Origin of the sequence: Rheinheimera metallidurans, from assembly GCF_036983985.1 — a bacterium.
Taxonomy (GTDB): domain Bacteria; phylum Pseudomonadota; class Gammaproteobacteria; order Enterobacterales; family Alteromonadaceae; genus Alishewanella; species Alishewanella metallidurans.
Window position 1 is genome coordinate 579,770 of the sequence record NZ_JALAHQ010000003.1, and the last position, 22,921, is coordinate 602,690.

General features: G+C 41.7%; 20 protein-coding genes and 1 tRNA gene. 14 read left to right on the forward strand and 7 right to left on the reverse strand.

All coding sequences use genetic code 11. The features are described from left to right. Window positions 1–20 precede the first annotated feature (20 nt). Window positions 21–2,309: an ATP-binding protein gene (locus MN199_RS11755; protein WP_335739533.1), complete on the forward strand. Its 2,289-nt coding sequence runs from the start codon at window positions 21–23 to the stop codon at window positions 2,307–2,309. A gap of 4 nt (window positions 2,310–2,313) precedes the next feature. Here the strand turns inward: MN199_RS11755 and arcA are convergent, their stop codons facing one another. Together arcA and MN199_RS11765 are read right to left on the reverse strand one after the other, a co-directional pair. Next, on the reverse strand, window positions 2,314–3,021 hold the full coding sequence (gene arcA, locus MN199_RS11760) for a two-component system response regulator ArcA (protein WP_132584626.1): 708 nt from the start codon (window positions 3,019–3,021) through the stop codon (window positions 2,314–2,316). A 199-nt stretch (window positions 3,022–3,220) separates the two neighbouring features. Further along, a complete protein-coding gene (locus MN199_RS11765) occupies window positions 3,221–4,843 on the reverse strand; it encodes a sensor histidine kinase (protein WP_335739534.1) in 1,623 nt (540 codons plus the stop codon). Window positions 4,844–4,987: 144 nt separating this feature from the next. On the opposite strand from MN199_RS11765, the gene MN199_RS11770 reads away from it, so the two are divergent. Beyond that, window positions 4,988–5,386: a DUF3293 domain-containing protein gene (locus MN199_RS11770; RefSeq protein ID WP_132584622.1), complete on the forward strand. Its 399-nt coding sequence runs from the start codon at window positions 4,988–4,990 to the stop codon at window positions 5,384–5,386. Here MN199_RS11770 and MN199_RS11775 read toward each other — a convergent pair. From MN199_RS11775 to trmB, 3 genes are read right to left on the reverse strand one after another with little or no spacing between them, the layout of a single operon-like run. Further along, a complete protein-coding gene (locus MN199_RS11775) occupies window positions 5,383–5,691 on the reverse strand; it encodes a hypothetical protein (RefSeq protein ID WP_132584620.1) in 309 nt (102 codons plus the stop codon). The genes MN199_RS11770 and MN199_RS11775 overlap by 4 nt on opposite strands. Window positions 5,692–5,700: 9 nt before the next feature. Beyond that, a complete protein-coding gene (locus MN199_RS11780) occupies window positions 5,701–6,720 on the reverse strand; it encodes a class I SAM-dependent methyltransferase (RefSeq protein ID WP_335739535.1) in 1,020 nt (339 codons plus the stop codon). Beyond that, window positions 6,721–7,443 carry a tRNA (guanosine(46)-N7)-methyltransferase TrmB gene (trmB, locus tag MN199_RS11785; protein ID WP_335739536.1) on the reverse strand — a complete coding sequence of 241 codons (723 nt, stop codon included), beginning with the start codon at window positions 7,441–7,443 and terminating at the stop codon, window positions 6,721–6,723. It abuts the gene before it with no gap. A gap of 87 nt (window positions 7,444–7,530) precedes the next feature. On the opposite strand from trmB, the gene mutY reads away from it, so the two are divergent. From mutY to rlmM, 6 genes are all read left to right on the forward strand, one after another. Continuing rightward, a complete protein-coding gene (gene mutY, locus MN199_RS11790) occupies window positions 7,531–8,652 on the forward strand; it encodes an A/G-specific adenine glycosylase (protein WP_335739537.1) in 1,122 nt (373 codons plus the stop codon). A 2-nt stretch (window positions 8,653–8,654) separates the two neighbouring features. Next, window positions 8,655–8,927 (forward strand): oxidative damage protection protein, encoded by a 273-nt coding sequence (locus tag MN199_RS11795; RefSeq protein WP_132584615.1) that lies wholly within the window; start codon window positions 8,655–8,657, stop codon window positions 8,925–8,927. 81 nt (window positions 8,928–9,008) lie between these two features. Continuing rightward, a complete protein-coding gene (locus MN199_RS11800) occupies window positions 9,009–9,944 on the forward strand; it encodes a transcriptional regulator GcvA (RefSeq protein WP_335739538.1) in 936 nt (311 codons plus the stop codon). A gap of 4 nt (window positions 9,945–9,948) precedes the next feature. After that, window positions 9,949–10,563 (forward strand): alpha/beta family hydrolase, encoded by a 615-nt coding sequence (locus MN199_RS11805; protein WP_335739539.1) that lies wholly within the window; start codon window positions 9,949–9,951, stop codon window positions 10,561–10,563. Continuing rightward, window positions 10,538–10,912: a DUF423 domain-containing protein gene (locus MN199_RS11810; RefSeq protein ID WP_132584611.1), complete on the forward strand. Its 375-nt coding sequence runs from the start codon at window positions 10,538–10,540 to the stop codon at window positions 10,910–10,912. Before MN199_RS11805 ends, MN199_RS11810 begins: the two co-directional genes overlap by 26 nt. Before the next feature lies 1 nt (window position 10,913). Then, on the forward strand, window positions 10,914–11,996 hold the full coding sequence (rlmM, locus tag MN199_RS11815; RefSeq protein WP_132584609.1) for a 23S rRNA (cytidine(2498)-2'-O)-methyltransferase RlmM: 1,083 nt from the start codon (window positions 10,914–10,916) through the stop codon (window positions 11,994–11,996). A 28-nt stretch (window positions 11,997–12,024) separates the two neighbouring features. Here the strand turns inward: rlmM and MN199_RS11820 are convergent, their stop codons facing one another. Next, window positions 12,025–13,212: an endonuclease/exonuclease/phosphatase family protein gene (locus tag MN199_RS11820; protein ID WP_335739540.1), complete on the reverse strand. Its 1,188-nt coding sequence runs from the start codon at window positions 13,210–13,212 to the stop codon at window positions 12,025–12,027. A gap of 313 nt (window positions 13,213–13,525) precedes the next feature. On the opposite strand from MN199_RS11820, the gene MN199_RS11825 reads away from it, so the two are divergent. The 5 genes from MN199_RS11825 (at window position 13,526) to MN199_RS11845 (ending at window position 19,763) form a co-directional block, all read left to right on the forward strand. Then, window positions 13,526–16,657, forward strand: a complete 3,132-nt coding sequence (locus tag MN199_RS11825; protein ID WP_335739541.1) for a TonB-dependent receptor — start codon at window positions 13,526–13,528, stop codon at window positions 16,655–16,657. Between the two features lie 115 nt (window positions 16,658–16,772). Continuing rightward, window positions 16,773–17,408, forward strand: a complete 636-nt coding sequence (gene udk, locus MN199_RS11830) for a uridine kinase (protein WP_132584605.1) — start codon at window positions 16,773–16,775, stop codon at window positions 17,406–17,408. 19 nt (window positions 17,409–17,427) lie between these two features. Further along, complete coding sequence (locus MN199_RS11835) at window positions 17,428–18,636, forward strand: NupC/NupG family nucleoside CNT transporter (RefSeq protein WP_335739542.1); 1,209 nt, start codon at window positions 17,428–17,430, stop codon at window positions 18,634–18,636. Between the two features lie 15 nt (window positions 18,637–18,651). Then, entirely contained in the window at window positions 18,652–19,596 is a 945-nt protein-coding gene (locus MN199_RS11840; RefSeq protein ID WP_335739543.1) for an isopenicillin N synthase family dioxygenase, read from the forward strand. Between the two features lie 82 nt (window positions 19,597–19,678). Next, a tRNA-Leu gene (locus tag MN199_RS11845) sits at window positions 19,679–19,763 on the forward strand. Between the two features lie 54 nt (window positions 19,764–19,817). On the opposite strand, the gene MN199_RS11850 is transcribed toward MN199_RS11845, so the two are convergent. Beyond that, on the reverse strand, window positions 19,818–21,284 hold the full coding sequence (locus MN199_RS11850; RefSeq protein WP_335739544.1) for a RimK family protein: 1,467 nt from the start codon (window positions 21,282–21,284) through the stop codon (window positions 19,818–19,820). 164 nt (window positions 21,285–21,448) lie between these two features. Between MN199_RS11850 and MN199_RS11855 the strand changes: the two genes are divergently transcribed. Continuing rightward, the gene (locus MN199_RS11855) at window positions 21,449–22,600 is read left to right on the forward strand and encodes a peptidase C39 family protein (RefSeq protein WP_335739545.1); all 1,152 of its coding nucleotides are present in this window, start codon (window positions 21,449–21,451) and stop codon (window positions 22,598–22,600) included. Window positions 22,601–22,921 lie beyond the last annotated feature (321 nt).

Here is a 22,921-nt window from a genome sequence, read left to right on the forward strand (position 1 = left end):
CGTCATAAGGTGAACCCCTAATGCAAGGCCCAGTTCATCCCCAAATTAAAACCTTCGCAAGTTGGATTAAACACTTGGGTAAATTAAAGCTGGCATTACTATGTCAGCTTTTGTTTTTGTTATTGGCGGTGTTTGTCAGCGCAGTGCTGGGCATAGTTATTAGCAATCATGTTGATTGGAGCTATGTTAAAGGCGCTGTCGCAGTTACAGCAGTGTTTGGCCCCATTTTTATCGCGTTTTTATTTTATTTAGTACTTCATCTTGATGCAGCACTGTTTTATTTGGAAGATTCTGCTCGTCAAGAACGTTTATTAAATGAAGGCATGCAGGATAATATTCGCCAATTAAACTTTGAAATAGAAGAACGTAAAAAGGCGTTTCAGGCAAAGCGGCGCGCGATTGATGAATTACGTAAAGAAATCTCTGAGCGAAAAAGAGCACAAATAGAATTAGAAGAGCAAAGTTTACTTATTCGCTCAATTGTTGATAGTTCACCAGACTTATTTTACTACCGAGATGAAACCGGGCGTATTGTTAGCTGTAATAAAATGTTTGAAGTTATTATGGGTAAGTCGGCAGCAGAGTTAATTGGTTATTATCCGGCCGAGCTTTACACTGAAGACAGTGCGCAGTCGGCTATTTTAACCGAGCACGAAGTTAATATGCAGCTGTCTGAACTGACGTTAGATGTGGAGTTTGTTAAAGACGATGGCGAAATAATCTGGTTTGAAATGCGCAAAGTGCCATTTTATGACCGGCATAACCGTTATATTGGCTTACTTGGTTTTGGTCGCGACATTACGTCACGTAAGCTAGCCGAGCAAGCATTAGAAACTGCTTACCAAGATAAGGGTAAGTTTATTGCTACGCTAAGCCACGAGCTTAGAACGCCGCTGAATGGCATTGTTGGTTTAAGCCGGCGTTTGTTAGAAAGTAAATTAACTCTGCAGCAAAATGGCTGGGCTAACACTATCTTTAGTAGTGCTGAAACCTTAGGTAATATTTTCAACGATATTATCGACTTAGATAAAATTGACCGCCAAGATCTTGATATTGTTTACCAAACTATTTCCTTTGAGCAATTTATTAATGATATCGCTAACTTTGCTGAGTTGCTTTGCCAGCAAAAAGGTTTGCAGTTCAATTTAAGCTGTAAAGGGCCACTACATGTGTATTTATGGTTAGACCCAACGCGCTTACGCCAAGTATTGTGGAACCTAATAAATAATGCCGTTAAGTTTACCGCGGCGGGTAGTGTGAGCTTATGTTGTCAGCTAGATACGGCGGGTAATAAATTACAGTTCTCGGTGCGAGACACTGGCATTGGTATCGCAGCAACTGAGCAAACACATATTTTTGATATGTATTACAAAGCCTCTGATGGCAGGCGTTTAAGCATGATGGGCTCGGGTATTGGTTTATCGGTGTCAAGAGCACTGATGGAAGCGATGCAAGGCAGCATCCGTGTCAGCAGTGAATTAGGAGCGGGGAGTTGTTTTAGTATTGAACTGCCAACTGAGATCAAGCAGCCAGAGCAACAGCAGCAGATAGAATGCCCAGCGCTGACTATTTTATTGATTGAAGATGTGCCATTAAATGCTGAAATAGCCATAGCTTTATTAGAGCAGCGCGGGCACACGGTAATTCATGCTGAAACTGGAGAAGATGCAATAGCACTGCTAGAAACCGAAGACGATCTAGATTTAGTCTTACTAGATATGCAGTTACCCGATATGAATGGTGATCAAATAGCGAGCTACATACGGCAGGAGCCTCATTTGGCGGCACTACCTATAGTGGTATTAAGTGCAAATGTGCGTAAAGCTGAGCAGCAACTGCAAAATATCCATATTGATGATGCGCTAGCAAAGCCGATTAATACTGAAAAATTGGATGCTATGTTAGCGCGGTTGTTTTCACCTAGCGCGGTAAGGTTGCAGAAAATTAATGTTGTGTCGGCAGATACTAGTGAACAAGTATTGGATTTGGTGATACTTAACGATTACCTAAACTCTTTGGGCAAGGATGCTATGCGCCGTAGCGTGCAGTTATTTTCGCAGTTATTGCCTGGGTATATAAATAGACTAATGGAAACGGCTGTACAGCGGCAACAGCATGATTTTCAAGAGGCAGCACATAAGCTTAAAGGCGCAGCAGCTTCAGTTGGATTATTGTGGGTGCAGCAACAAGCAAAAACATTTGAGCAAGAGACGATAAATTGGCAGGGTGTAGAGGGGCAACTGGTCGATTTTCACTTAAAAACAGAGCAGCATGTCGCTGCTCTATCTGAGTATATAAACCAAGCGTAAAGGTTTACTTTTCTAACTTACCAACAAAACGATAGCCTTCGCCGTGAATGGTGCTAATTAACTCTGGGCTTTCAACATCAGACTCGAAATGCTTACGGATACGGCGGATAGTAACGTCAACCGTACGGTCATTTGGGCGTAAATCACGGCCAGTCATATGACGAATTAATTGCTCACGCGTAAAGATTTTACCCGGTGTGTCGAGCATTAAACGCAAGGCGCGATATTCACCTTTAGGCAAACGACGAGCGACGCCTTTAGGTGAGGTTAAATTGCGGCTATTTTCATCCAGCGTCCAACCGTTAAACTTAACTATACTCTTGTGATCTTCCACCACAGGCTGTGCCACAGTGCGGCTTAACAGGTTGCGGGCACGAATAGTTAATTCACGTGGGTTAAATGGTTTGGTTAGATAATCATCTGCGCCAATTTCTAAACCTAAAATGCGATCTACTTCACTGTCGCGACCCGTCAGGAAAATTAAAGCAATGTTTTCTTTTTGGCGTAACTCCCTCGCCAAAATTAAACCATTTTTGCCTGGCAGGTTAATATCCATCACGACCAGATTTACCTTGTTTTCGGTAAGTTTTTGATTCATTTCTTCGCCATTTACAGCTTCAATGACATCGTAGCCTTCGCCTTGAAATAAGCTGACAAGGTTTAAACGGGTCACTTCTTCGTCTTCAACGATAAGAATCACAGGTGTTTGCATTGGAGTTAAACCTTACGTTAATTTTGTTAATAAAATAACATATTGCTGTTTTATAGATGACGTCGAATTGTCAAATAATAAGTGATTATAACCATAGCGCCAAATGTTAACAAGTTTTTTGTTAACATTTGGCGTTTTATAATACTAAAGTTTGAGTTTCATTAAAAATTTATTTGGTTAGTACGCTGATTTATAACGTTTATTTTGTTTTAACAACCACCGGAAAGTCAATTTGAATTCTAATTCCATGGCCTAAAGTACTTTCAATATTAACTTTACCGTTGAGTGCTTGCGTTACGAGGTTGTACACTAAATGTAGACCTAAGCCACTGCCGCCTTCCCCGCGTTTAGTGGTAACGAATGGATCGAATATACGTTTCTTAATAGATTCTGGCACACCTACGCCATTGTCAGAATACACCAGCTGGCAGTTGTTGTTAGTAACTGTTATATCAATAGTTATTTCACCTTGCTCAATATTGTCAAAAGCATGAATCAGGCTGTTCATTATTAGGTTTATAAGAATTTGATTAATAGGCCCTGGCTTACTGTCTATTACCAGCTCTGCTGCACAGTTAACCACAACCTGATGCTGAGTTTTTTTCAGGTTAGGCTTAAGTGAAAGTAGCACTTCGTTAATTAATTGCAGCATATTAAACTGGCGTCGGTTTTGGTTAGATTGATCGACAGCAACCTGTTTAAAGCTGGAAATTAAGCTAGCCGCACGCTCTAAGTTGCGATAAATAATGGCTAAATTTTCTTTACTATCTGCTAAAAATTTAGCTAATTGCGATGACGTGAGCTTTTTGTCTTCAAACGCTGTTTGAACATCGGTTAGTTTGTCTTGCAGCAAGGTTGATGCGGTAACCCCTAGACCAATCGGCGTGTTTACTTCGTGTGCGACGCCAGCGACCATCTGACCTAAGCTGGCCATTTTTTCAGTTTCGACAATCTGGCTTTGATACTGATGTAAGGTGGCTAGTGTATTAAGCAACTCTTGGTTTGATGTTTTAAGTGCGTCGGTACGTAAGGTAATTTTTTGCTCTAAGCTTTGGGTTAATTGCTTATTTTCTTGCTCTGCTTGTTGTAGTTTACTAATTTGTTGTTCAAAGCGGTCTAACATGATGTTAAATGCGCGGCTAAGTAAATTATATTCATAAATAAAGACTTTGGGCGCGCGCATTTGATAGTCTTTTTCTTTAGATACCTTTTGCATTACCCGCAGTAAGGTTTCGATCGGCTTGGTGAAGCGACGCTGTAACCGAGAACTGATAAAAAAAGCACTAATAAGCGCGCAAAGCGCAATCAGTATATCCAGTAAAACGCGAGTTTGAATATATTCGTTTAACTCATCCTGGCTGGCTCTGATGTAGACATAGCCAATAATTTTATCGTCATTTATAACGGCTTTGCTTAGTTCTACGTAGTTGTTACTGATAGAGGGCGTGAGAAATTGTTGTACTTTAGTAAATTGAACCGGAAACGGGCCCACGCCATCTCGATTATAACTAGCAAAAAACTGTAATTGGTCTGACTCTAAATCTTTACTATAAATATGAATGTTGTGCAGAATATCTACTGCTTTGAATGACTTAAGTCGATTGTCCTCTGTATCTGTATCAGCTCGTAAAATACTATTTCGGGTGTTAAAAGCAATAATGCTGATATAACCTTGCAGCTGTGCCACTAATCTTTTGCGTTGTAACTTAACATCTTGTGTTGTGGATATGATCATTGCTAAACATAAGGTTAGGCTGCAGATAAGCATAATTACCCAGATCAGTGCACTTTTAATTGAAGTGGTTTTATCTATTGCAATCATTCGCTTATCTCAGTCAATTTTACTAGCATTTGATGCTAGCGATTAATACTGATGTTATGCACATTAATGAAATTTAGCAAACGGCACTGGAAAAATTAGTAAAGCGGTTTATAGTTGAAACACTTGTTAGTACTAGGACCAATTATGAGTCTGTGGGAACATTATAAAACGAGTGTTTTTCTTTGCCATCAAACGCTAAGTTGTAACATTGATTTTGCGATTATTAGCGCGCAAAACCCCGGTGGAATTACTGAGCATCCTTATTTAAATTTACGTCGAGATAAAGAACTTGAGGCCTGCCTTAACCAGCAGAGGTTACCTTATCGTTCTGTTATTGGCAGTGCACCCGATTTTAGTTTTAAAGAGAAAAGCTGGATTGTGCTGTGTGACAAAGCTATGGCAATTAAACTAGGTAAGCAGTTTGAACAAAATGCTATTTACTGGGTTGAGCAAGGGGAGTTGTTTTTGGTGCCAATATTACTGACGCAGCAAATTGAGAGTTTGGGGAGTTTTAGTGCGCGTTTGGTATTGTTAGCGGATTAATTGCGCCGCTGTAAGATATTCAACACTGGCTCAAGCTTATTGCCATAAACAACCTGCATCTGCCGTTTGTTCATATTTAAACGCATTTGTTCTTGCTCAGTTTTCGGTATAATCAGCAGTTCGTTAAAATCGCTAACGCATATACATATTACTGCTGGTTTGGGCATGTCGGGCAGTTGCGCCAACCGATATACCAAGTGCGGACACGCTTTTACGCGCTTAGGATTTTGTACACAAACTAAACTATCAGCCGCGTTTGCTGAGCTTAAAAAACACACTAACAACACGGCTGCAAGTTTATACACGTTACTTCCTTAGCTTTTCTGACTAGCCTGATAAATAGTAAAGCCGTTGGCTTTTGCTTTAACCACTACTTGTTTAAATGATTGTTGTAGCAATTCCATATAGGCCAAATGATTATTAGCCACCAGTGTAAGACTGCCATTACCGCTTAAACGTGCTGCACTTTGCGCTATAAAGGTTTCTACAATACTGTAGTCGGTTTTAATGCCAGTGTGAAACGGCGGATTACTCACAATGTAGTCAAACTGCTTGGGTATGGCAGGTAAACCATCGGCTGCGGTAACTGTACCGGTTAAATTATTGGCCGCTAGGGTTAACTCGGTGGCTTTAACTGCCAAGGTACTGATATCAGAGCAAAACAACTCAATTTGTGGATGCTTACGCTTTAACATGGCACCCACTACGCCACAGCCACAGGCGAAGTCAAGTACCTTGCCGCTGGTCATTTTAGGTAGGTTATCGAGTAATAAGGCCGTGCCTATATCTAATTTGCCATGGTTAAATACGCCCGGTAATGAGTGTATTACTAACTGTTCACCTGCGGCGGCAACTTTAAAGCTTATTGCGTTAGTCGTGGTTACTTGCTGAAAGTTACCACTTAAGGAAAACCATAAGCAGTGTTTTGCGTTATCAAGTTTGTTGGCATTTAGCCCTAGTTTTTCTGCATGGCTGCTTAGGCTTTTAATGCCGCCTTTATTGTCACCGGTAACAAAAACTTCGGTTTTGCCAGTAATTGCCGCTTTTAACTGAGCAAGCGTATAGGCTAGTTGCTCTTTACTTTTGGGATAAAACAGCACTATAGAGTCAAAAGTAGTATTAAACTCAGGGCTTACTTCGGTATACAAACTAACCTCTGGATGAGCCCAGCAAGTTGCTACTGCCGCATCGGTGCTATAGCAGCTGAGGGTTAGCGTATCTGACTTATGCAGTAATTCAGTGGCCAAATTATCTGCCATAGGCTCAACGAGTAACACCTTACCGCTTAAATCATTTATATTGCGTAAAACCAGCTGGCTGGCGGTGGTTAGCATCTAGCTTTCCTTCTTAAACATCAAATCCCACACACCATGACCAAGACGCTGACCACGTTGCTCAAATTTTGTTAGTGGCCGATGTTCCGGCCGTGCTACATAGGTATTATCGTTAGATAAATTGCTGAAGCCTTCAGCAGTCCGCATTACTTCAAGCATGTGTTCAGCATAGTTTTGCCAATCTGTGGCCATATGAAAAACACCGTTTGGTTTTAGCTTTTTACGCAATAATTGTACAAATTCACTTTGCACAATACGTCTTTTATGATGACGCTTTTTGTGCCAAGGATCTGGAAAAAACAGTTGCACGGTATCTAGGCTATTGTCGGCAATAGTGTTAGCTATAACTTCAACCGCATCGTGTTCAAATACTTTTAGGTTTTTTACCTGCTCGTTTACCGCCTCTGATAAACAAGCACCTACGCCTGGGCGGTGTACTTCAATACCAATAAAATCTTTTTCTGGTGCGGCTTTAGCCATTTGCACTAAAGACTTACCCATACCAAAGCCAATTTCTAGCACCTTTTCACTACTGCGACCAAACACGTCGTCTAGTGCTAACGCTTGTGGTTGATAAGCTAAACCGTAATCTGCCCAGTAGGTATCCAGCGCATGTTGTTGGCCCTTAGTTAAGCGGCCTTCGCGCAATACAAAAGAGCGGATCTTTCGCATATAGGTATTGCTGTCCGCCTTTTCGTCTTGCTGCTGGGTACTATCTGTCATGTGTTGCTCCGCATAATCATCAATGGCCGGCATTATCCTTGTATTGCGAGCTTTGCTCAACTGCGATTATGGTTGGCAAGCAATTCTATGCTGCTTATACTGCGCGCAATGTTCAATAATAGGCTAATTACGTTGCAGCAACAGGACTCAGTTTGGTTTTCAAATCAGTTGGTTAGCTGGTATCAGCAGCATGGACGTAAAACTTTGCCATGGCAGTTAGATAAAAGCCCTTATAAAACCTGGTTAAGTGAAGTGATGTTGCAACAAACACAAGTTGCCACCGTTATTCCTTACTTTGAGCGCTTTATCAGTCAGTTTCCTGATGTTCGTACCTTAGCCGCAGCACCGTTAGATGACGTATTACACTTGTGGACTGGCCTTGGTTATTACGCTAGAGCGCGAAATTTACATAAGGCCGCCCAACAAATTGTTACTGATTATCAGGGCGAATTCCCGACAGATTTTACTCAGGTTTTGGCCCTGCCGGGTATTGGACGATCAACTGCAGGCGCTATATTGTCGTTAGCACTTGGTCAGCATTTTGCTATCTTAGATGGCAACTGTAAGCGCGTATTGGCGCGGTTTTCAGCTGTAGCGGGTTGGCCTGGGCAAAAAGCGGTAGAGCAACAACTGTGGCAATTGGCTGAACAAGTTACACCACAGCAAAATGTGACTGAGTTTAATCAAGCGATGATGGATTTAGGCGCTAGCCTATGTAGCCGCAGTAAGCCAAACTGTGCGGCGTGCCCGCTGAAGTTGCGCTGCGCTGCAGCATTAACTGGTGAACAAACACAATATCCAGGTAAAAAAGCCAAAAAAACGCTACCAGAAAAACAGAGTTTTTGGTTATTAGTGCAACATGATAATAGCGTTCAATTACTGCAACGTGCAGCATCTGGCCTGTGGGGAGGTTTATTTGGCTTTCTTGAATTTAGCTCAGGTGCTGAACGTGCGCACTTTATATTGCAACAAGGCTTACAATTAGAACATAGCCACGAGTTAGCAGGTTTTCGCCATACGTTTAGTCATTTTCATCTGTGGATCCAGCCGTTACTGATAAAACTGAGTAGTAAGCCCACTGCAGTACAGGAGCAATCGGCGCCAACTTGGTTTACAATAGATGCCATTCCTGAGGTTGGTTTGTCGGCACCGGCAAAGCAGCTGTTTCAACAATTGATAGCGTTAAACTCGCAGCAAAAGGATAATTAACTATGAGCCGTACCGTATTTTGTGAATATTTAAAAAAAGACGCGTCAGGATTAGATTTTCAGTTATATCCCGGTGATCTTGGCAAGAAAATTTTCAACTCTATTAGCAAGGAGGCTTTTGCACTTTGGCAAGCAAAGCAAATAATGCTGATTAATGAAAAAAAACTAAACATGATGAACCCAGAGCATCGCCAATTTTTAGAAAGCCAAATGGAAGCTTTTCTATTTAAAGGCGAAGAGGTTGAAATTGAAGGTTATAAGCCAGTAGAAAAGTAGTAGCAGCTTAATACTATGCTGGCTAACTGCTAATGTCAGTCTATAGTTCAGATTAGAAAATTTAATAACTAATGAGATGTTATGGCACGTCGTCTGCCCCCGCTTAATGCATTAAAAGCGTTTGAAACTGCCGCGCGGCATTTAAGTTTTACTAAAGCTGCTGAAGAAATGTATGTTACGCAAGCTGCTATTAGTCATCAAATTAAAGCGCTGGAAGATCATCTCGGCCTGAAACTTTTTATGCGAAAAAATCGCTCATTATTATTAACCGAAGAAGGCCAAAGCTACTTTCTTGATATTAAAGAAATATTTTTACAGCTACATGAATCAACTGAAAAGTTACTTGCTCGTGGTGCAAAAGGCTCTTTAACCGTAAGTTTACAACCGAGTTTTGCTATTCAGTGGCTAGTGCCACGGCTTAATCTATTTAGCGAGCAACATCCTGATATCGACGTGCGAATTAAGGCGGTTGATCTTGACGAAGGTTCGCTGACCGATGATGTTGACGTGGCAATTTATTACGGCCGCGGAACATGGCGTAATTTACATGCCGATAAACTGCATACAGAGTACTTGTTGCCAGTATGTTCGCCATTGCTGTTAAATAGCAGTAAACCGCTGTCTGAGCCAACTGACTTGCAGCATCATAATTTATTACATGATGGCTCGCGCCGAGCTTGGAAGGCGTGGTTTACAACGCAAAACTATAAGCATTTTAACGTTAACCAAGGGCCTATTTTTAGCCACTCGTCTATGGTGTTGCAAGCGGCTATTCATGGCCAAGGCGTAGCACTGGCGCATAACGTATTAGCTAGGCCAGATATTAATTCTGGCCGATTAATTGTGCCGTTTAACCATGTGTTAATTTCAAAAGATGCCTATTATCTTGTTTGCCGAGAAAGCCAAACCGAACTGGGTAAAATTACCGCATTTCGTCAATGGATGGTTGCTATGGTAGAAGCAGAGCAAGCGGAATTTGCTGAGCATCAGTTCACTAATGCGGTAGTGCTTGACTGAGATAATGGTAAACAACGCAGTGCAGCCTAAAGCGCGTTTATTGTTAGCGCACGGCGCTGGCGCTGGCGCAAATAGCGATTTTATGCAGCTACTGGCTGAACAGTTGGCATTACGGGGTATTGAAGTTTGGCGTTTTAATTTTGCCTATATGCAGCGCATGCTTGATAGTGGTAAACGTAGTTTGCCAGAAAAGTTACCTGCATTGCAGCAGCAGTATGTTGCACAACTAGCGAAGGTTAATAATGATTTACCACTGTTTATTGGCGGTAAATCGATGGGCGGTCGGGTGGCTAGTATGCTAACGGCGCAAGCGAAAGTGCAGGGCGTATTTGCCTTTGGTTATCCGTTTCATGCGCCTAAAAAAGACAGCTGGCGCACAGAGCACTTTGCCAGATTAGGCTGCCCATTATTTATTGCCCAAGGCGAGCGCGATGTGTTTGGCAGTGCATGCGAATTGCTTGATAAACACTGGGACTATGTTCAGATCTATTGGTTAACTGATGGCGACCATGATTTAAAACCTAGAGTAAAAAGCGGTACCACCCACATGCAGTTAATTATTCAAGCCGCGCAATTTTGTAGCAGGAAAATTGATGAAGTACTTTTGGCAAATAAATAATAGTGTAACTGCGCTTTATGGTGCGTCTGTTGTTGGTTTAAGTGCCTTGTTAATGCATTTGTGGCAGGCCAGTTTAACCGAGCAAAGTGCGGCGCGTGTTGTTAGCGCGCTAGCATTACTCGCATTTCATACCCTAGCGTTGTTGGTGTTAGCCCAGCAACGTAGTGAAGCTAAGCTAACCAAACTGGTGGCGCTTTTATGGCACCTAGGTTTGTGGTGTTTTGTTTGGACTATACTGGCAGGGGTATTTGCCTTGCCGTTTTATTATTCGCAGCTGGCGCCTATAGGCGGCCAGTTACTTATAGCTGCCTGGCTGCTACTTGCGGTAACGGCTTGGCGGCGGAGTTAATATGAGACAACTGTTACTATATTGTCGCGCCGGTTTTGAAAAAGAGTGTGCAGCGGAAATTCAAGACAAGGCCGGTTTACACAATGTTTTTGGTTACTGCAAGCTAACCAGCGATAGTGCTTTTGTTATTTTTGAAGCTTATGACGCTAACAGCCTGGCTGAGTTTTATCGTGATTATGACTTCGAGCAATTTATTTTTATTCGCCAATGGAGCTTACTGCAGGCTGAGCTATTAGAGCTACCTGCTGCAGATCGTATTGCTCCGATACTTGAAGCCGTGCTCGCCGCCGAGCTGAGTGGTTGTGGTGAAATAAGGGTAGAGTATCCAGAGACCAACGACGGGAAAACCCTTTCTACATTAGCGCGTAAATTAACGGTACCTCTGCGCCAAGCACTGCGAAAAGCGGGTGTTTTGTTACCTAAAGAGCAAAAGCGTGCGCCTGTGTTACATGTGTTTTTATTAACAGGGCAGCAAGGTTATGTGGCGTTATCGTACTCTGAAAATAATAGCCCATTAGAAAATGGCATTATGCGGCTTAAATTTCCAAATGAAGCACCTAGCCGCAGCACATTAAAATTAGAAGAAGCTTTCTTACAGTTTATACCTAAGCAAGAGTGGGATCAGCGCCTTTCCGGCGGTATGCGCGCGGTAGATTTAGGGGCAAGCCCAGGCGGTTGGACTTACCAGCTAGTAAAACGCAGCATGATGGTAACAGCGATAGATAACGGCCCTATGGCAGAATCGCTAATGGAAACCGGTCAGGTGCGGCATTTAATGGTTGATGGTTTTAAATTTGAACCACACAAAAATAATGTTTATTGGTTAGTCTGCGACATGATAGAGCAGCCACAACGCGTAGCTGAACGCATTGGTGATTGGTTAGTTAATGGCTGGTGCCAAGAAACTATTTTCAACCTTAAATTACCAATGAAAAAACGCTATGAAACCGTAAGCGAAATACTACAGCAGTTGGAGCAGCGTTTGATTGATGCTGGTATTAAATATCGTTTACAAGCTAAGCATTTGTACCATGACCGTGAAGAGGTTACCGTACATATTCAGAACTTAACTAAACGTTTTTAATTATCTAGTTAACAGGCTTAAGCGCTGATTACTCAGCGCTAAGTTCTAACTTTACCCATACCAAACGATGATCTGAACTCGCGCCACGAGATCCTACCAACGGATATAAAGCATCTGCTTTTTCTGGCCAAAATACACCGCTTTGTTTTAAGACAAAACCCGCTTTAGACGGTAATACGTAATCAGCCCGCATGCGCCAATCAGCAGTATGAAATGCTGCCTTGGCGTTATTCGGCGTATGCTCTGCGCCGCCTTTACTTTGCGGTGGCAGCTGATTATTCACTCTGGCATGGTTATACAATGCACTAATACCACTATTTAACGCATCACCTTCACCATCAGCTGATGAATTTTGATCGCCCAACAGCACAAAACTAGCCGTATTGGCTAAGCCACCTTTGTTGCCGTTATCATCATAAATATAATTGTTTTCGCCCGCAGTTAGGTAATCTGCCCAAAAACGCACTTCATCATGGTTACGAATACCGTTACGGTTTTCTTTGCCATCAAATACTGGCGGTGTAGGGTGACTGGCTAATACATGCACTGTTTTACCATTGATGTTTAGCGGAATATCCCAGTGGCTTTTAGAGGAAAGCGGAAACTCATGCCATGCTTCTTCACTATACCAAGGGCTACCATCCGCTTTTTTAGTTGGCATAAAGTTGGGCATATCCCGCCATTTAAAATGCTGAAACGTACGCACGTTATTGACGTCAATCGGAAATTTAGACAGTAACACCATGCCATACTGCCCAGGATAAAAACCATAGCCCCAGGCATCAGCGCCTGTGCCGGTAGCTTTACCATCGTTATCCAAATCATAAGGGCTAGGTTGACCAGTGTTAACCGTATTGTAATAAAAATAAGGGTAGTTAATAGCTTTAGCATTGCCCTGATCTTTATTTAAGTAGTTAGTAATAAAAGCTTTTATGCCTTTATCGCTATCAGCAATATAGTCAAACTCATTAAGCAGCAGCACATCTGGCCGCACTATTTGAATAATCTGGGCAATATTGCGGATCTGGGGTTGCTCGTCGGTTTGTAGTAATTGTTCCAATACCGCAGCACTGCCGTTTTCGCCTCTTGGCAGGTAATTTTGTGCTTCCATGCTAACGTTGAAAGTGGCAAAGGTAACTTCACTGGCACTCATATTTAACGAGGCTCCAAGGCTAATTAATGCACTTAGGTAAAAGGTAATAGAGGTTTTTTTCATTAGAGCAACTTAGTAAATAAAACACCGTAATAGCATAAGGGGCTTAAGCAATAAAAACCAGTAAAGGCTTGAAAACATTGAGGCTGTAGTTTTTTTCAGCGTTTTTCACCTGAACAGTGCGCAACTCTGACCAGCTATGTTACAATTATAATACTAACGCATTAGACAAGAGCGAAGGCAAAAAGTTCTGTTAAATCAAACTAATGTAATAAAAATGTAATATGTTTTTAGTATTATTAATTACTAAATTGAAAACAGTATTTGTCTACAAATAAATTGATTTAAAACCGACAACTATCAGGTGAAAAACGATATGAAAGTTAAGCATTTAGCATTCGCAGTTGCAGTTGCCCTTGGCGCAAGTAATATGGCCATAGCACAAGAAACTACGTCATCCATTCGGGGTAATCTAACCAGTACTTCTGGTCAGGTTGTTGCAAACGCAAAAGTTGAAGTTTTACACGTGCCAACAGGTACTCGTTCTTTAGCAACAACTAACGAATCTGGTGTTTTTTCTAGTACTGGTCTGCGGGTTGGCGGTCCATACACTATTACTATTACCAGTGAGCAAGGTACTAAGGTTTACCAAAACGTTTTTCTGAATTTGGGTGAACCACTGCGCTTGAATGCCCAACTAGAGTCAAATGTTGAGCGTATTGCAGTTACCGGCTCAGCTGTGGTGTATGCAAATAACACGGGTTCAAGTAGCTTCTTTGGTAGCGACCAAATTGAAAATGCCCCTTCATTTAATCGCGATATTAAAGATATTATTCGTAACAACCCGCTAGTAAACATTAGTGGTGCTGACGGCACTATTTCTGTTGCTGGTACTAATCCTCGATTTAACAGCATTGCAATTGACGGCATAGGTTTAAATGATGATTTTGGTTTAAATGCGACGGGTTATCCGACAACGCGCTCACCAATTTCTCTTGATTCAATTGAGCAATTGATCGTTGATACATCACCGTTTAATGCTAAAGACTCAGGTTTTCAAGGTGCAAAAATCAATGCGGTAACTAAGTCAGGCAGCAATACCACGTCGGGCTCATTTTTCTTTGAAAAGCAAAATGACTCAATGGCAGGTAAGTATAAAGCTCCTGGTTCTACGAAAAAAACATCGTTAGATTTTGACGAAGAGACATGGGGTGGCACTTTAGGTGGTGCTGTTGTTCAAGATAAATTATTCTTTTTTGCTTCATACGAAAATTATAGTTCACCAAAAGCTTCAGGTTGGGGCCCCGCTGGAGCAGCCGGTGTTGCTAACCCTACCAATGCGACACTAGAAGATTTAGCGCAAATTACAGAAATCGCAAAGCGTGTGTATGGTGTAGAGGTAGGTGGTTGGGACGTAAATCCAGAAACTAAAGAAGAGAAAATTTTATTAAAACTAGATTGGAATATTAATGATTCTCAGCGCGCAGCGTTAACTTATCAACGCAGTGAAGGTAATCAAATTAATAACTTTACTGATTCGTCTAGCTCATTAAAGCTGTCTTCGCAGTGGTATAGCAAAACAGAAGAAATGGATAGCTATGCATTTAAGTTGTTTTCTGACTGGACGCCAGATTTTTCTACTGAGTTCTATTTGACATATCAAGATCGTTCAACTGCACAGGAATCGTTAAGCGAATTACCGCAAGTATTTATTAACGTGGGTGGTGATTCTAACCGTCGAGTTGCCTTTGGTTCAGACCATAGTCGTCATGCAAACGAGTTAGCTAATGAAACATTTATTATTGGTATGGATGGCACTTACCTTCTGGACGACCATAAACTGACTTTTGGTTACCAGTATAAAAAAATTGATGCTAATAACCTGTTCGTACAATATGCCCGTGGTAGCTATACGTTTAATAGCATAGAAGATTTTGAAAATCGTTCGGCGTTAGATTTACGTTATGCCAACTCTCCGTCACTGGATCCAAATGACGCAGCGGTTGCTTTTACTCGTGGTGAGCATGCTATTTATGTTCAAGATGAATTTGAATTAACATCTGATTTATTAATTAGCTTAGGCTTACGCTATGAGCGCATGGCAACTGATGACGTACCAGTATTTAACGAAGGTTTTTTCAATAGTACGGGCTATCGCAACACTGAGAACTTAGATGGGTTAGATATTTTCTTGCCACGTTTTAGTTTCCGTTGGGATGCCGCTGACGAACTAGTTATTCGTGGTGGTATCGGTCGTTTCTCGGGTGGTCAGCCAACAGTATGGGCAGGTAACGCATACGGTAAAAATGGCCTGAGCATTGTAGATACCGGTGCTATCACTCAAACTAGGGGTGGCACTGCAGAAATGCGCGACGATTTACAAAACGTTGATATTACTTCGGTACCAGAATCATTTTTAAATTATATTCGTAATGGTGCGCAGTCAGAGATTAACTTTAACGACCCTAACTTTGAAATACCTTCTGATTGGCGCTTCCAATTAGCGGCTGACTATCAGTTCAATATTGGTGATTTTGTCGAAGACGTATTGTGGACTACTGAATATACCTATGTAAAACCTGAAAACTCAGCTTACTGGAAAAACGTAAACGCTGGCGACGTGTTTTACACCACGACTGATGGTAGAAAGTTGTATAAAAATAGCACAAAAGAAGCCATTGTGTTAACAAATGCGGATGAAGAAGGCCGTTCACATTTAATCACTACGTTGTTAGCGAAAAAATGGCAGTCAGGTGTTTCTTTGAACGCGTCTTATACTTACCAGGATATTACTAACGCTACTGTTGGCTCTGCCAGCACAGCAAATGGTAACTTTGGTAACAATATTGCGATTAACCGTAATGAAACGTTGGTTGGCACATCGCCGTATGAAACTAAACACCGTTTCGTGGTGAATTTGTCATACAGAACTGAGTTTTTCGATGGTTATACTACTTCATTTGATACCTTCTTCGAGCGTAAATCTGGTAAAGCATTATCTTATTTAGCTAACGTTAGTGGTACAGCGACTCGAAACGCGCTGGGTTACGACTATGGTGGTGGTATGTTGGCGTATATTCCTGAAATGGATGATACGCAATATAAATTTGCTAGCGAGGCGAAGAAAACCGAGTTTTACAACACGGTTGCGGCTATGGGCTTGAGTGACTATATAGGCAGTTATTTACCTAAAAGTGGTTTTAACTCTCCTTGGGTAACGACGTGGGATATTAGTATACGTCAACAAATTCCAGGTTTCGTTGCTTCGCATAAGGGCGAATTATACTTTACGATAGATAACTTCTTAAACTTTATTGATCACTCTAAAGGCATTGTTCGCGATACTCAGTATGGTTCGATAAATCTGTATGCATTTAATGCTGTGGATCAAAATACTGGGCAATTAACAATTAACCCATTTACACCACGCGGTGGCAGTAACTGGGAACGTTTTAACCAAGATGAGTCTACATGGCGTTTAAAAGTTGGTGTTAAATACCGCTTCTAAATTAACCCTATAGTTACAATTGAAAATGCCCGTATTATGCGGGCATTTTTTTATTCCTTAATCGCCGGTAATTAGCGATAATCACCAGCTAATTTCTGCAAAAGTGAATGTTTCTGTGGGTAAAAATACTATTATAGCTATTGCTGGTGCTTCGGCGTCTGGCAAAAGCCTTTTTGCTTCAACCGTGTATCAAGAATTGGTGGCCGAACTTGGCGACGAACGTATTGCTATTTTGTCTGAAGATGCGTATTACCGCGATCAAAGTCACTTATCGTTTGAGCAGCGCATACTTACCAACTATGATCACCCCGCCGCCTTTGAACATCAGCTACTAACGTCACACTTGCACGCGTTGCGCAGTGGCGAAGCCATTAAAATGCCGCAGTACAGTTATAAAACACATACCCGTACTGAAGAGACCATAACGGTACAACCTGCTAAGGTGGTGTTAGTTGAAGGTATATTGCTATTAACCGATGCTAGGTTACGTTCGCAGTTTGATATTACCGTTTTTATGGATACCCCTTTAGATATCTGTTTGTTGCGGCGTATTAAGCGAGATCTAGAAGATAGAGGCCGTAGTTTAAGCTCTGTAACAGAGCAATATGAAACGACAGTGCGACCGGCCTTTTTTGAATTTATAGCACCATCGAAGCAATATGCAGACTTGGTAGTAACACGTGGCGGAAAAAATCAAATTGCCGTTGATATCATTAAAACAAAAATACGCCAGCTGTTGGCAGAAAAATAATAATTAGGAAACACCAATTATGATGGGATTAGTGGGCATAGTTGTCCTTCTGCTAGTAGCTTATATTGCTTCTGCGCACCGTAGCCGTATTAACTGGCGCACAGTAGGTGGTGCTTTTGCTATTCAGTTAGCTATTGGTGCGTTTGTACTGTATGTGCCCTTTGGTCAAGACGTGTTGTTAAGTATTTCAAATTTTGTCGCTAACATTATTAGTTATGCCACGGCGGGTATTGAGTTCTTATTTGGCGATATTGGTCGTAAATCGCAGGGCTTTATTTTTGCGGTTCATGTATTAACTATTATTATTTTCTTCTCATCGCTTATTGCTGTGTTGTATCACATTGGCGTAATGACATGGGTTATTCGCATTATTGGTGGTGGGTTACAAAAGCTATTAGGTACTAGTCGGCCTGAATCTATGTCGGCTGCAGCCAATATTTTTGTTGGGCAAACCGAAGCGCCATTAATCGTACGGCCTTTTATTCCAACCATGACCCGTTCAGAGTTATTTGCTGTAATGGTAGGTGGCTTAGCCTCTGTTGCAGGCTCGGTGCTGGCGGGTTATGCCGGTTTAGGTATTGAGCTTAAATACCTTATTGCCGCAAGCTTTATGGCCGCGCCAGGTGGGTTTTTAATGGCGAAAATGATTTTGCCAGAAACCGAGCAACCAAAAAATGAGCTAGATGAAATCGGCACTGATACTCAACATACTAATTTAATTGATGCCGCCGCAGCCGGTGCGTCAAGCGGTATGCAGTTAGCACTAAACGTTGGTGCAATGTTGTTAGCTTTTATCGGTTTAATTGCTTTAGTTAATGGTGCTATTGGTGGTATCGCTGGCTGGTTTGGTGTTGAAGGTTTAACTCTGCAAGTTATTTTTGGTTACGTATTTCAGCCCTTAGCATTTATTTTGGGTGTGTCGTGGGAAGAAGCCCGTATGGCGGGTAGCTTTATTGGTCAAAAATTGGTTATTAATGAATTTGTCGCATACCTCGACTTTGTGCAAGTGAAAGAGCAGCTAAGCGCACATACACAAGTTATTGTTACTATTGCTTTATGTGGTTTTGCTAACTTCTCTTCAATTGCTATTTTATTAGGCGGCTTGGGTGGTATGGCGCCAAGTCGTCGAGCTGATATTGCCGCACTAGGGCTAAAGGCCTTACTTGCAGCAACCTTAGCTAACTTAATGAGCGCTGCTATGGCAGGGTTCTTTTTTTACTTAGGCTAAAAACAGGTCTTTTATATGACACAGCAAGTACCTACGTTAGATATAAGACGGTTTGCCACCGACAAAGATAACTTTGTTGCCGAAATTGGCAAAGCCTACACTGAATTTGGATTTTGTGGCATTAGTGGTCACGGTATTCCAGATGCTGTGGTAGAGAATACATATCAAGCAATTAAACAGTTTTTTGCTTTACCAACTGATGTTAAAGCTAAATACCATACCCCTGGGCAGGGCGGCGCGCGCGGTTATACTGCAGTGGGTGTAGAGAAGGCTAAGGACAGCAAGCATCCGGATTTAAAAGAGTTTTGGCATGTTGGTCGAGAGCTATCCGGTCCAGCACCCCATCCGAGTTTATATCCTAATGTGTGGCCAACTGAGGTTGCTGGTTTTAAAGCGGCGACTTATGCACTTTACACGGCACTTGAGCAGTTAGGTAATACGGTGCTTGAAGCTTTAGCTTTGTATTTAGGGCAACAGCAAAACTACTTTGCTGATAAGGTGCATTATGGCAATTCTATTTTACGCGCGATCCACTATCCGCCAATTAAAGACACTTCAACTCAGTCTATTCGTGCCGGACAACATGAAGACATAAACCTAATCACGCTATTGGTTGGTTCAAACGAAGCAGGTTTAGAAATACTGCGTCGAGATGGTAGCTGGTTACCGGTTACTACTATAGAGGGCACCATAGTGGTCAACATAGGTGATATGTTGCAGAGGTTAACTAATCATCTATTACCATCGACTACACATCGGGTCGTGAATCCTGCAGGCATAGCTGCGAGTGAACCTCGTTATTCTATTCCGTTTTTTATGCATCCAAATCCAGATTACGTTATCGACACATTAAAAACCTGTATTAACGAACAGCAACCTAATCGCTATCCACAAGCGATTAATTCAAATGATTACTTAATGCAGCGTTTGGAGGAAATAGGCTTGATAAAAAAGCCGTAATATTTTAATACTTGTTTATTGACGCGATGCTATTTATCGCTATACTGCACGCCATGTTAAACGCACTCGCGTGAAACATAACGCAGATGTGGTGGAATTGGTAGACACGCAAGCTTCAGGTGTTTGTGCCCAAAAGCGTGAGAGTTCGAGTCTCTCCATCTGCACCAAATTAACCGGCTTACGCCGGTTTTTTTGTGCCTAAAATTGGCTGAGGTTGACGGTTAACGTTTTAATTCTATTCGACGAATAAAATCACTAACGATCAGATCATATAGTTTGTTGCCTAAATGCAAATCTTCTACGCCATCGTCAATGTTGGGGTTATCGTTTACTTCAATCACGTAAACTTTATCGCCATCTTGTTTCACGTCAACGCCATATAAGCTATCACCAATTGGCGCACAGGCTTGCAATGCCGCTTGCACAACATGACTTGGTACGTCGGCCACTGCGCAAGTACTAAAGCCGCCACTTTCTGTTTTTGCCGTACCATGTTTGTATATCTGCCAGTGGTTACGTGCCATAAAATATTTACAAGCAAAAATAGCTTGGCCGTTAAGTACGCCAATACGCCAATCATATTCGGTAAAGGTATAACGTTGTGCCAGAATAATTGCGCTTTGCTCAAACAACGCACACAATTGTGTTTTTAGTTCGCTTAAGGTTTTTACTTTAACGACACCGCGCGAAAAGCTGCCATCGGGTATTTTTAATACTAAGGGTAAGCCCAAAGTGTCTGCTGCTTTTACCAGGCTGTCATCATCCTGTTTAAACAGCATAACGCCATCTGGCATTGGCACCTTGTGCTGCTCGAATAGGGTATGTAAATACACTTTATTACCACAGCGCAAAATAGAGTTCGGGTCGTCAATCACGGCTAAGCCTTCGCGCTCGGCTTTTAATGCCATATGAAAGGTGTGATGGTTAACTGCGGTAGTTTCACGAATAAATAAGCCATCAAATTCAGCCAAACGATGTATATCTTTGGCACCTATATGTTCTACATCCATAGCTGCACGCTTAGCAGCCTTAACAAATAGCTCTAGTGCTTTAGGCGTGCAGGGTGGGAATTTCTCCTTAGCATCAATCAGTACCGCTAAATCATACTTAAACTTTTTATTGGCCGGCTCTACCCGCCAAATTTTATGACTGTAGCGCTCTAATATATTACCGAACAAGCCTTGCTCTGATTCTGACAGTTTATGCACACTGCCAATTTTTAAGGTTTTTACATGCCAGGTTTTTTTCTTTTGTAGCTCGACTCTTAATATAGGCACAGGAAAAGCTTCAAATAAATAGGTAGCTACCTTTTTTAATGCTTTAAGCTCGGTTTCACCAAAATAAATATTAAACGTTAGTTGAGTGCTGGTTTCATCAATTAATGCTTTATTTAGCTGATTAAGTAGCGTTATCGGCACATCATCAGCAATGTCGGCAATTTCATGGCGGTTAAACTTATTAAAAGCACGTACTGATGGCATTACGTTATGGCCTCGCGCTTCAGCTAATAATGAGCAGTAGTAGGCAGTGCCTAAATATTGAGCTTGTCGGCATAAGTTAATCACACGAGTACGTTGTTTATTGGTTGCCGACCATTTTAAATAATTTGGTAACGTCATTACGCCATCGTATTGATAAAACGGTGCCCAATCTTGAGCTTTATCAACAACGATTATTAGTTTAGCCATTATTACTCCCAGTACTTTGTTAAAGCATGTCGTGTTAGTCTAAAACTGTACAGTGAAGAAACCTGTACTACAAAAGTTAAATTTTTTGTTGGCTTTTCATTTCTTAAGCTGTTGTTATCCTAAACGTAGTTAAAAATCAGCCAAAGGCAATAACGGAAGCAATAATGGCATTAAACGACAAATCGACCGACTTAGATATCAGAAGTGCTGAACTTGAAGACGTGCCAGCTTTATTGGCGTTAGAGCAAAGTTGCTTCGACACTGACCGTGTGAGTGTTCGTAGTTTTCGGCGTTTTATTAAAGATAAACGAAGTGACTTATTTCTAGCTGAACAAGATGGCCACCTTGCCGGCTATTTTTTACTGATCTACCGCAGAGGCACCAGTTTAGCGCGGTTGTATTCTCTGGCAGTAGATGCCCGTTTTCGCAAGCAAGGCATTGCTGAGTTTTTAATGCAACATGCCGAACGTGTTGCTGCTGAACGGAACTGCGTATTACTGCGTCTTGAGGTGCGCTACGATAATGCTGCCGCGATTAAGCTATATCACAAACTACACTATCATGAGTTTGCGCTAAAGCATGACTTTTACGAAGATCACTCAGATGCTATCTGTATGCAAAAACAGATCATCCAGTTTGATACCGACTCAGTAAAGCGCCAAGTACCTTATATAGCGCAAACCACCCCTTTTACTTGTGGCCCAGCTTGCTTACTTATGGTGTTTAACTATTTTCAGCCGAACCAATACGCGCCGGCGTCTTTAGAAATTGATATCTGGCGCGAAGCGACCACTATTTTTATGACATCAGGTCATGGTGGTTGTGGCCCTCGCGGTTTAGCTCTTGCTGCTTATCATCGTGGCTTTGATGTAGAAATCTTTCTTAATAAAGAAGGAGTGCTTTTTACCGACACGGTTCGTAGTGAGGTCAAAAAAAATATTTTACAACGCGTACACGATTCTTATTGTGAGAAGGTCGCACAAAGCAATATTGCGGTGCATAGCGCAGACCTTAACATCAGTAAGATAAAACAATTGTTGCAGAACGATGCGCTGCTGGTGGTACTTATAAGTACCTGGCAGTTTGATAAAAGCAAAGCGCCGCATTGGGTCGTCGTTTGTGCGGTTGACGAACATTTTGTTTATATTAATGATCCAGACACTGAAGATATTCCATGGTTATCGGCGTCTGAGCGCCAATATATTCCGATAGCGCATAGCGTGTTTATTAAAGCTTTTAGTTATGGCAAAAATCGACTTAAAGCGGCAGTGATGGTTAAAGAGAGAAAAAGCAGCAGTTCTAGTACGCTTTTATAGCGTATTGTTTGTTTTTTATGCGAACGATTCATAAAGTGTAATATTTCTGAAATAACCGCTTGCACGACAATTAAAACGCCCTATAATGCGCGCCATGCCACGGGGTAGAGCGCTAGCGCAGTCTCCGAGGGGTTTTAGAAAGTGAGTCAAAAATCTTTTAAAAAGACGCTTGACACCACAACTTAAATCTCTAAAATGGCGCCCTCGCTTCACGGTGGTAAGTGACGCAGTGAAACGAGAAAACAAGTTAAGCCTGACGAGTGTTTTTGATAAAGAATCATCGTCACGCTTGACTTAAAAACTGGGAAGTGTAACATACGC

Excerpts from the sequence above, each read along its gene's own strand:
- MN199_RS11800 (WP_335739538.1), top strand. The coding sequence starts at position 9,009 with ATGGCACGTCGTCTGCCCCCGCTTAATGCATTAAAAGCGTTTGAAACT.
- MN199_RS11855 (WP_335739545.1), top strand. The coding sequence starts at position 21,449 with ATGGCATTAAACGACAAATCGACCGACTTAGATATCAGAAGTGCTGAA.
- rlmM (WP_132584609.1), top strand. The coding sequence starts at position 10,914 with ATGAGACAACTGTTACTATATTGTCGCGCCGGTTTTGAAAAAGAGTGT.
- arcA (WP_132584626.1), bottom strand. The coding sequence starts at position 3,021 with ATGCAAACACCTGTGATTCTTATCGTTGAAGACGAAGAAGTGACCCGT.
- MN199_RS11780 (WP_335739535.1), bottom strand. The coding sequence starts at position 6,720 with ATGCTAACCACCGCCAGCCAGCTGGTTTTACGCAATATAAATGATTTA.
- MN199_RS11755 (WP_335739533.1), top strand. The coding sequence starts at position 21 with ATGCAAGGCCCAGTTCATCCCCAAATTAAAACCTTCGCAAGTTGGATT.
- MN199_RS11825 (WP_335739541.1), top strand. The coding sequence starts at position 13,526 with ATGAAAGTTAAGCATTTAGCATTCGCAGTTGCAGTTGCCCTTGGCGCA.
- trmB (WP_335739536.1), bottom strand. The coding sequence starts at position 7,443 with ATGACAGATAGTACCCAGCAGCAAGACGAAAAGGCGGACAGCAATACC.
- MN199_RS11765 (WP_335739534.1), bottom strand. The coding sequence starts at position 4,843 with ATGATTGCAATAGATAAAACCACTTCAATTAAAAGTGCACTGATCTGG.
- MN199_RS11795 (WP_132584615.1), top strand. The coding sequence starts at position 8,655 with ATGAGCCGTACCGTATTTTGTGAATATTTAAAAAAAGACGCGTCAGGA.
- MN199_RS11835 (WP_335739542.1), top strand. The coding sequence starts at position 17,428 with ATGATGGGATTAGTGGGCATAGTTGTCCTTCTGCTAGTAGCTTATATT.
- MN199_RS11810 (WP_132584611.1), top strand. The coding sequence starts at position 10,538 with ATGAAGTACTTTTGGCAAATAAATAATAGTGTAACTGCGCTTTATGGT.
- MN199_RS11770 (WP_132584622.1), top strand. The coding sequence starts at position 4,988 with ATGAGTCTGTGGGAACATTATAAAACGAGTGTTTTTCTTTGCCATCAA.
- MN199_RS11840 (WP_335739543.1), top strand. The coding sequence starts at position 18,652 with ATGACACAGCAAGTACCTACGTTAGATATAAGACGGTTTGCCACCGAC.
- MN199_RS11820 (WP_335739540.1), bottom strand. The coding sequence starts at position 13,212 with ATGAAAAAAACCTCTATTACCTTTTACCTAAGTGCATTAATTAGCCTT.
- MN199_RS11805 (WP_335739539.1), top strand. The coding sequence starts at position 9,949 with ATGGTAAACAACGCAGTGCAGCCTAAAGCGCGTTTATTGTTAGCGCAC.
- mutY (WP_335739537.1), top strand. The coding sequence starts at position 7,531 with ATGCTGCTTATACTGCGCGCAATGTTCAATAATAGGCTAATTACGTTG.
- MN199_RS11850 (WP_335739544.1), bottom strand. The coding sequence starts at position 21,284 with ATGGCTAAACTAATAATCGTTGTTGATAAAGCTCAAGATTGGGCACCG.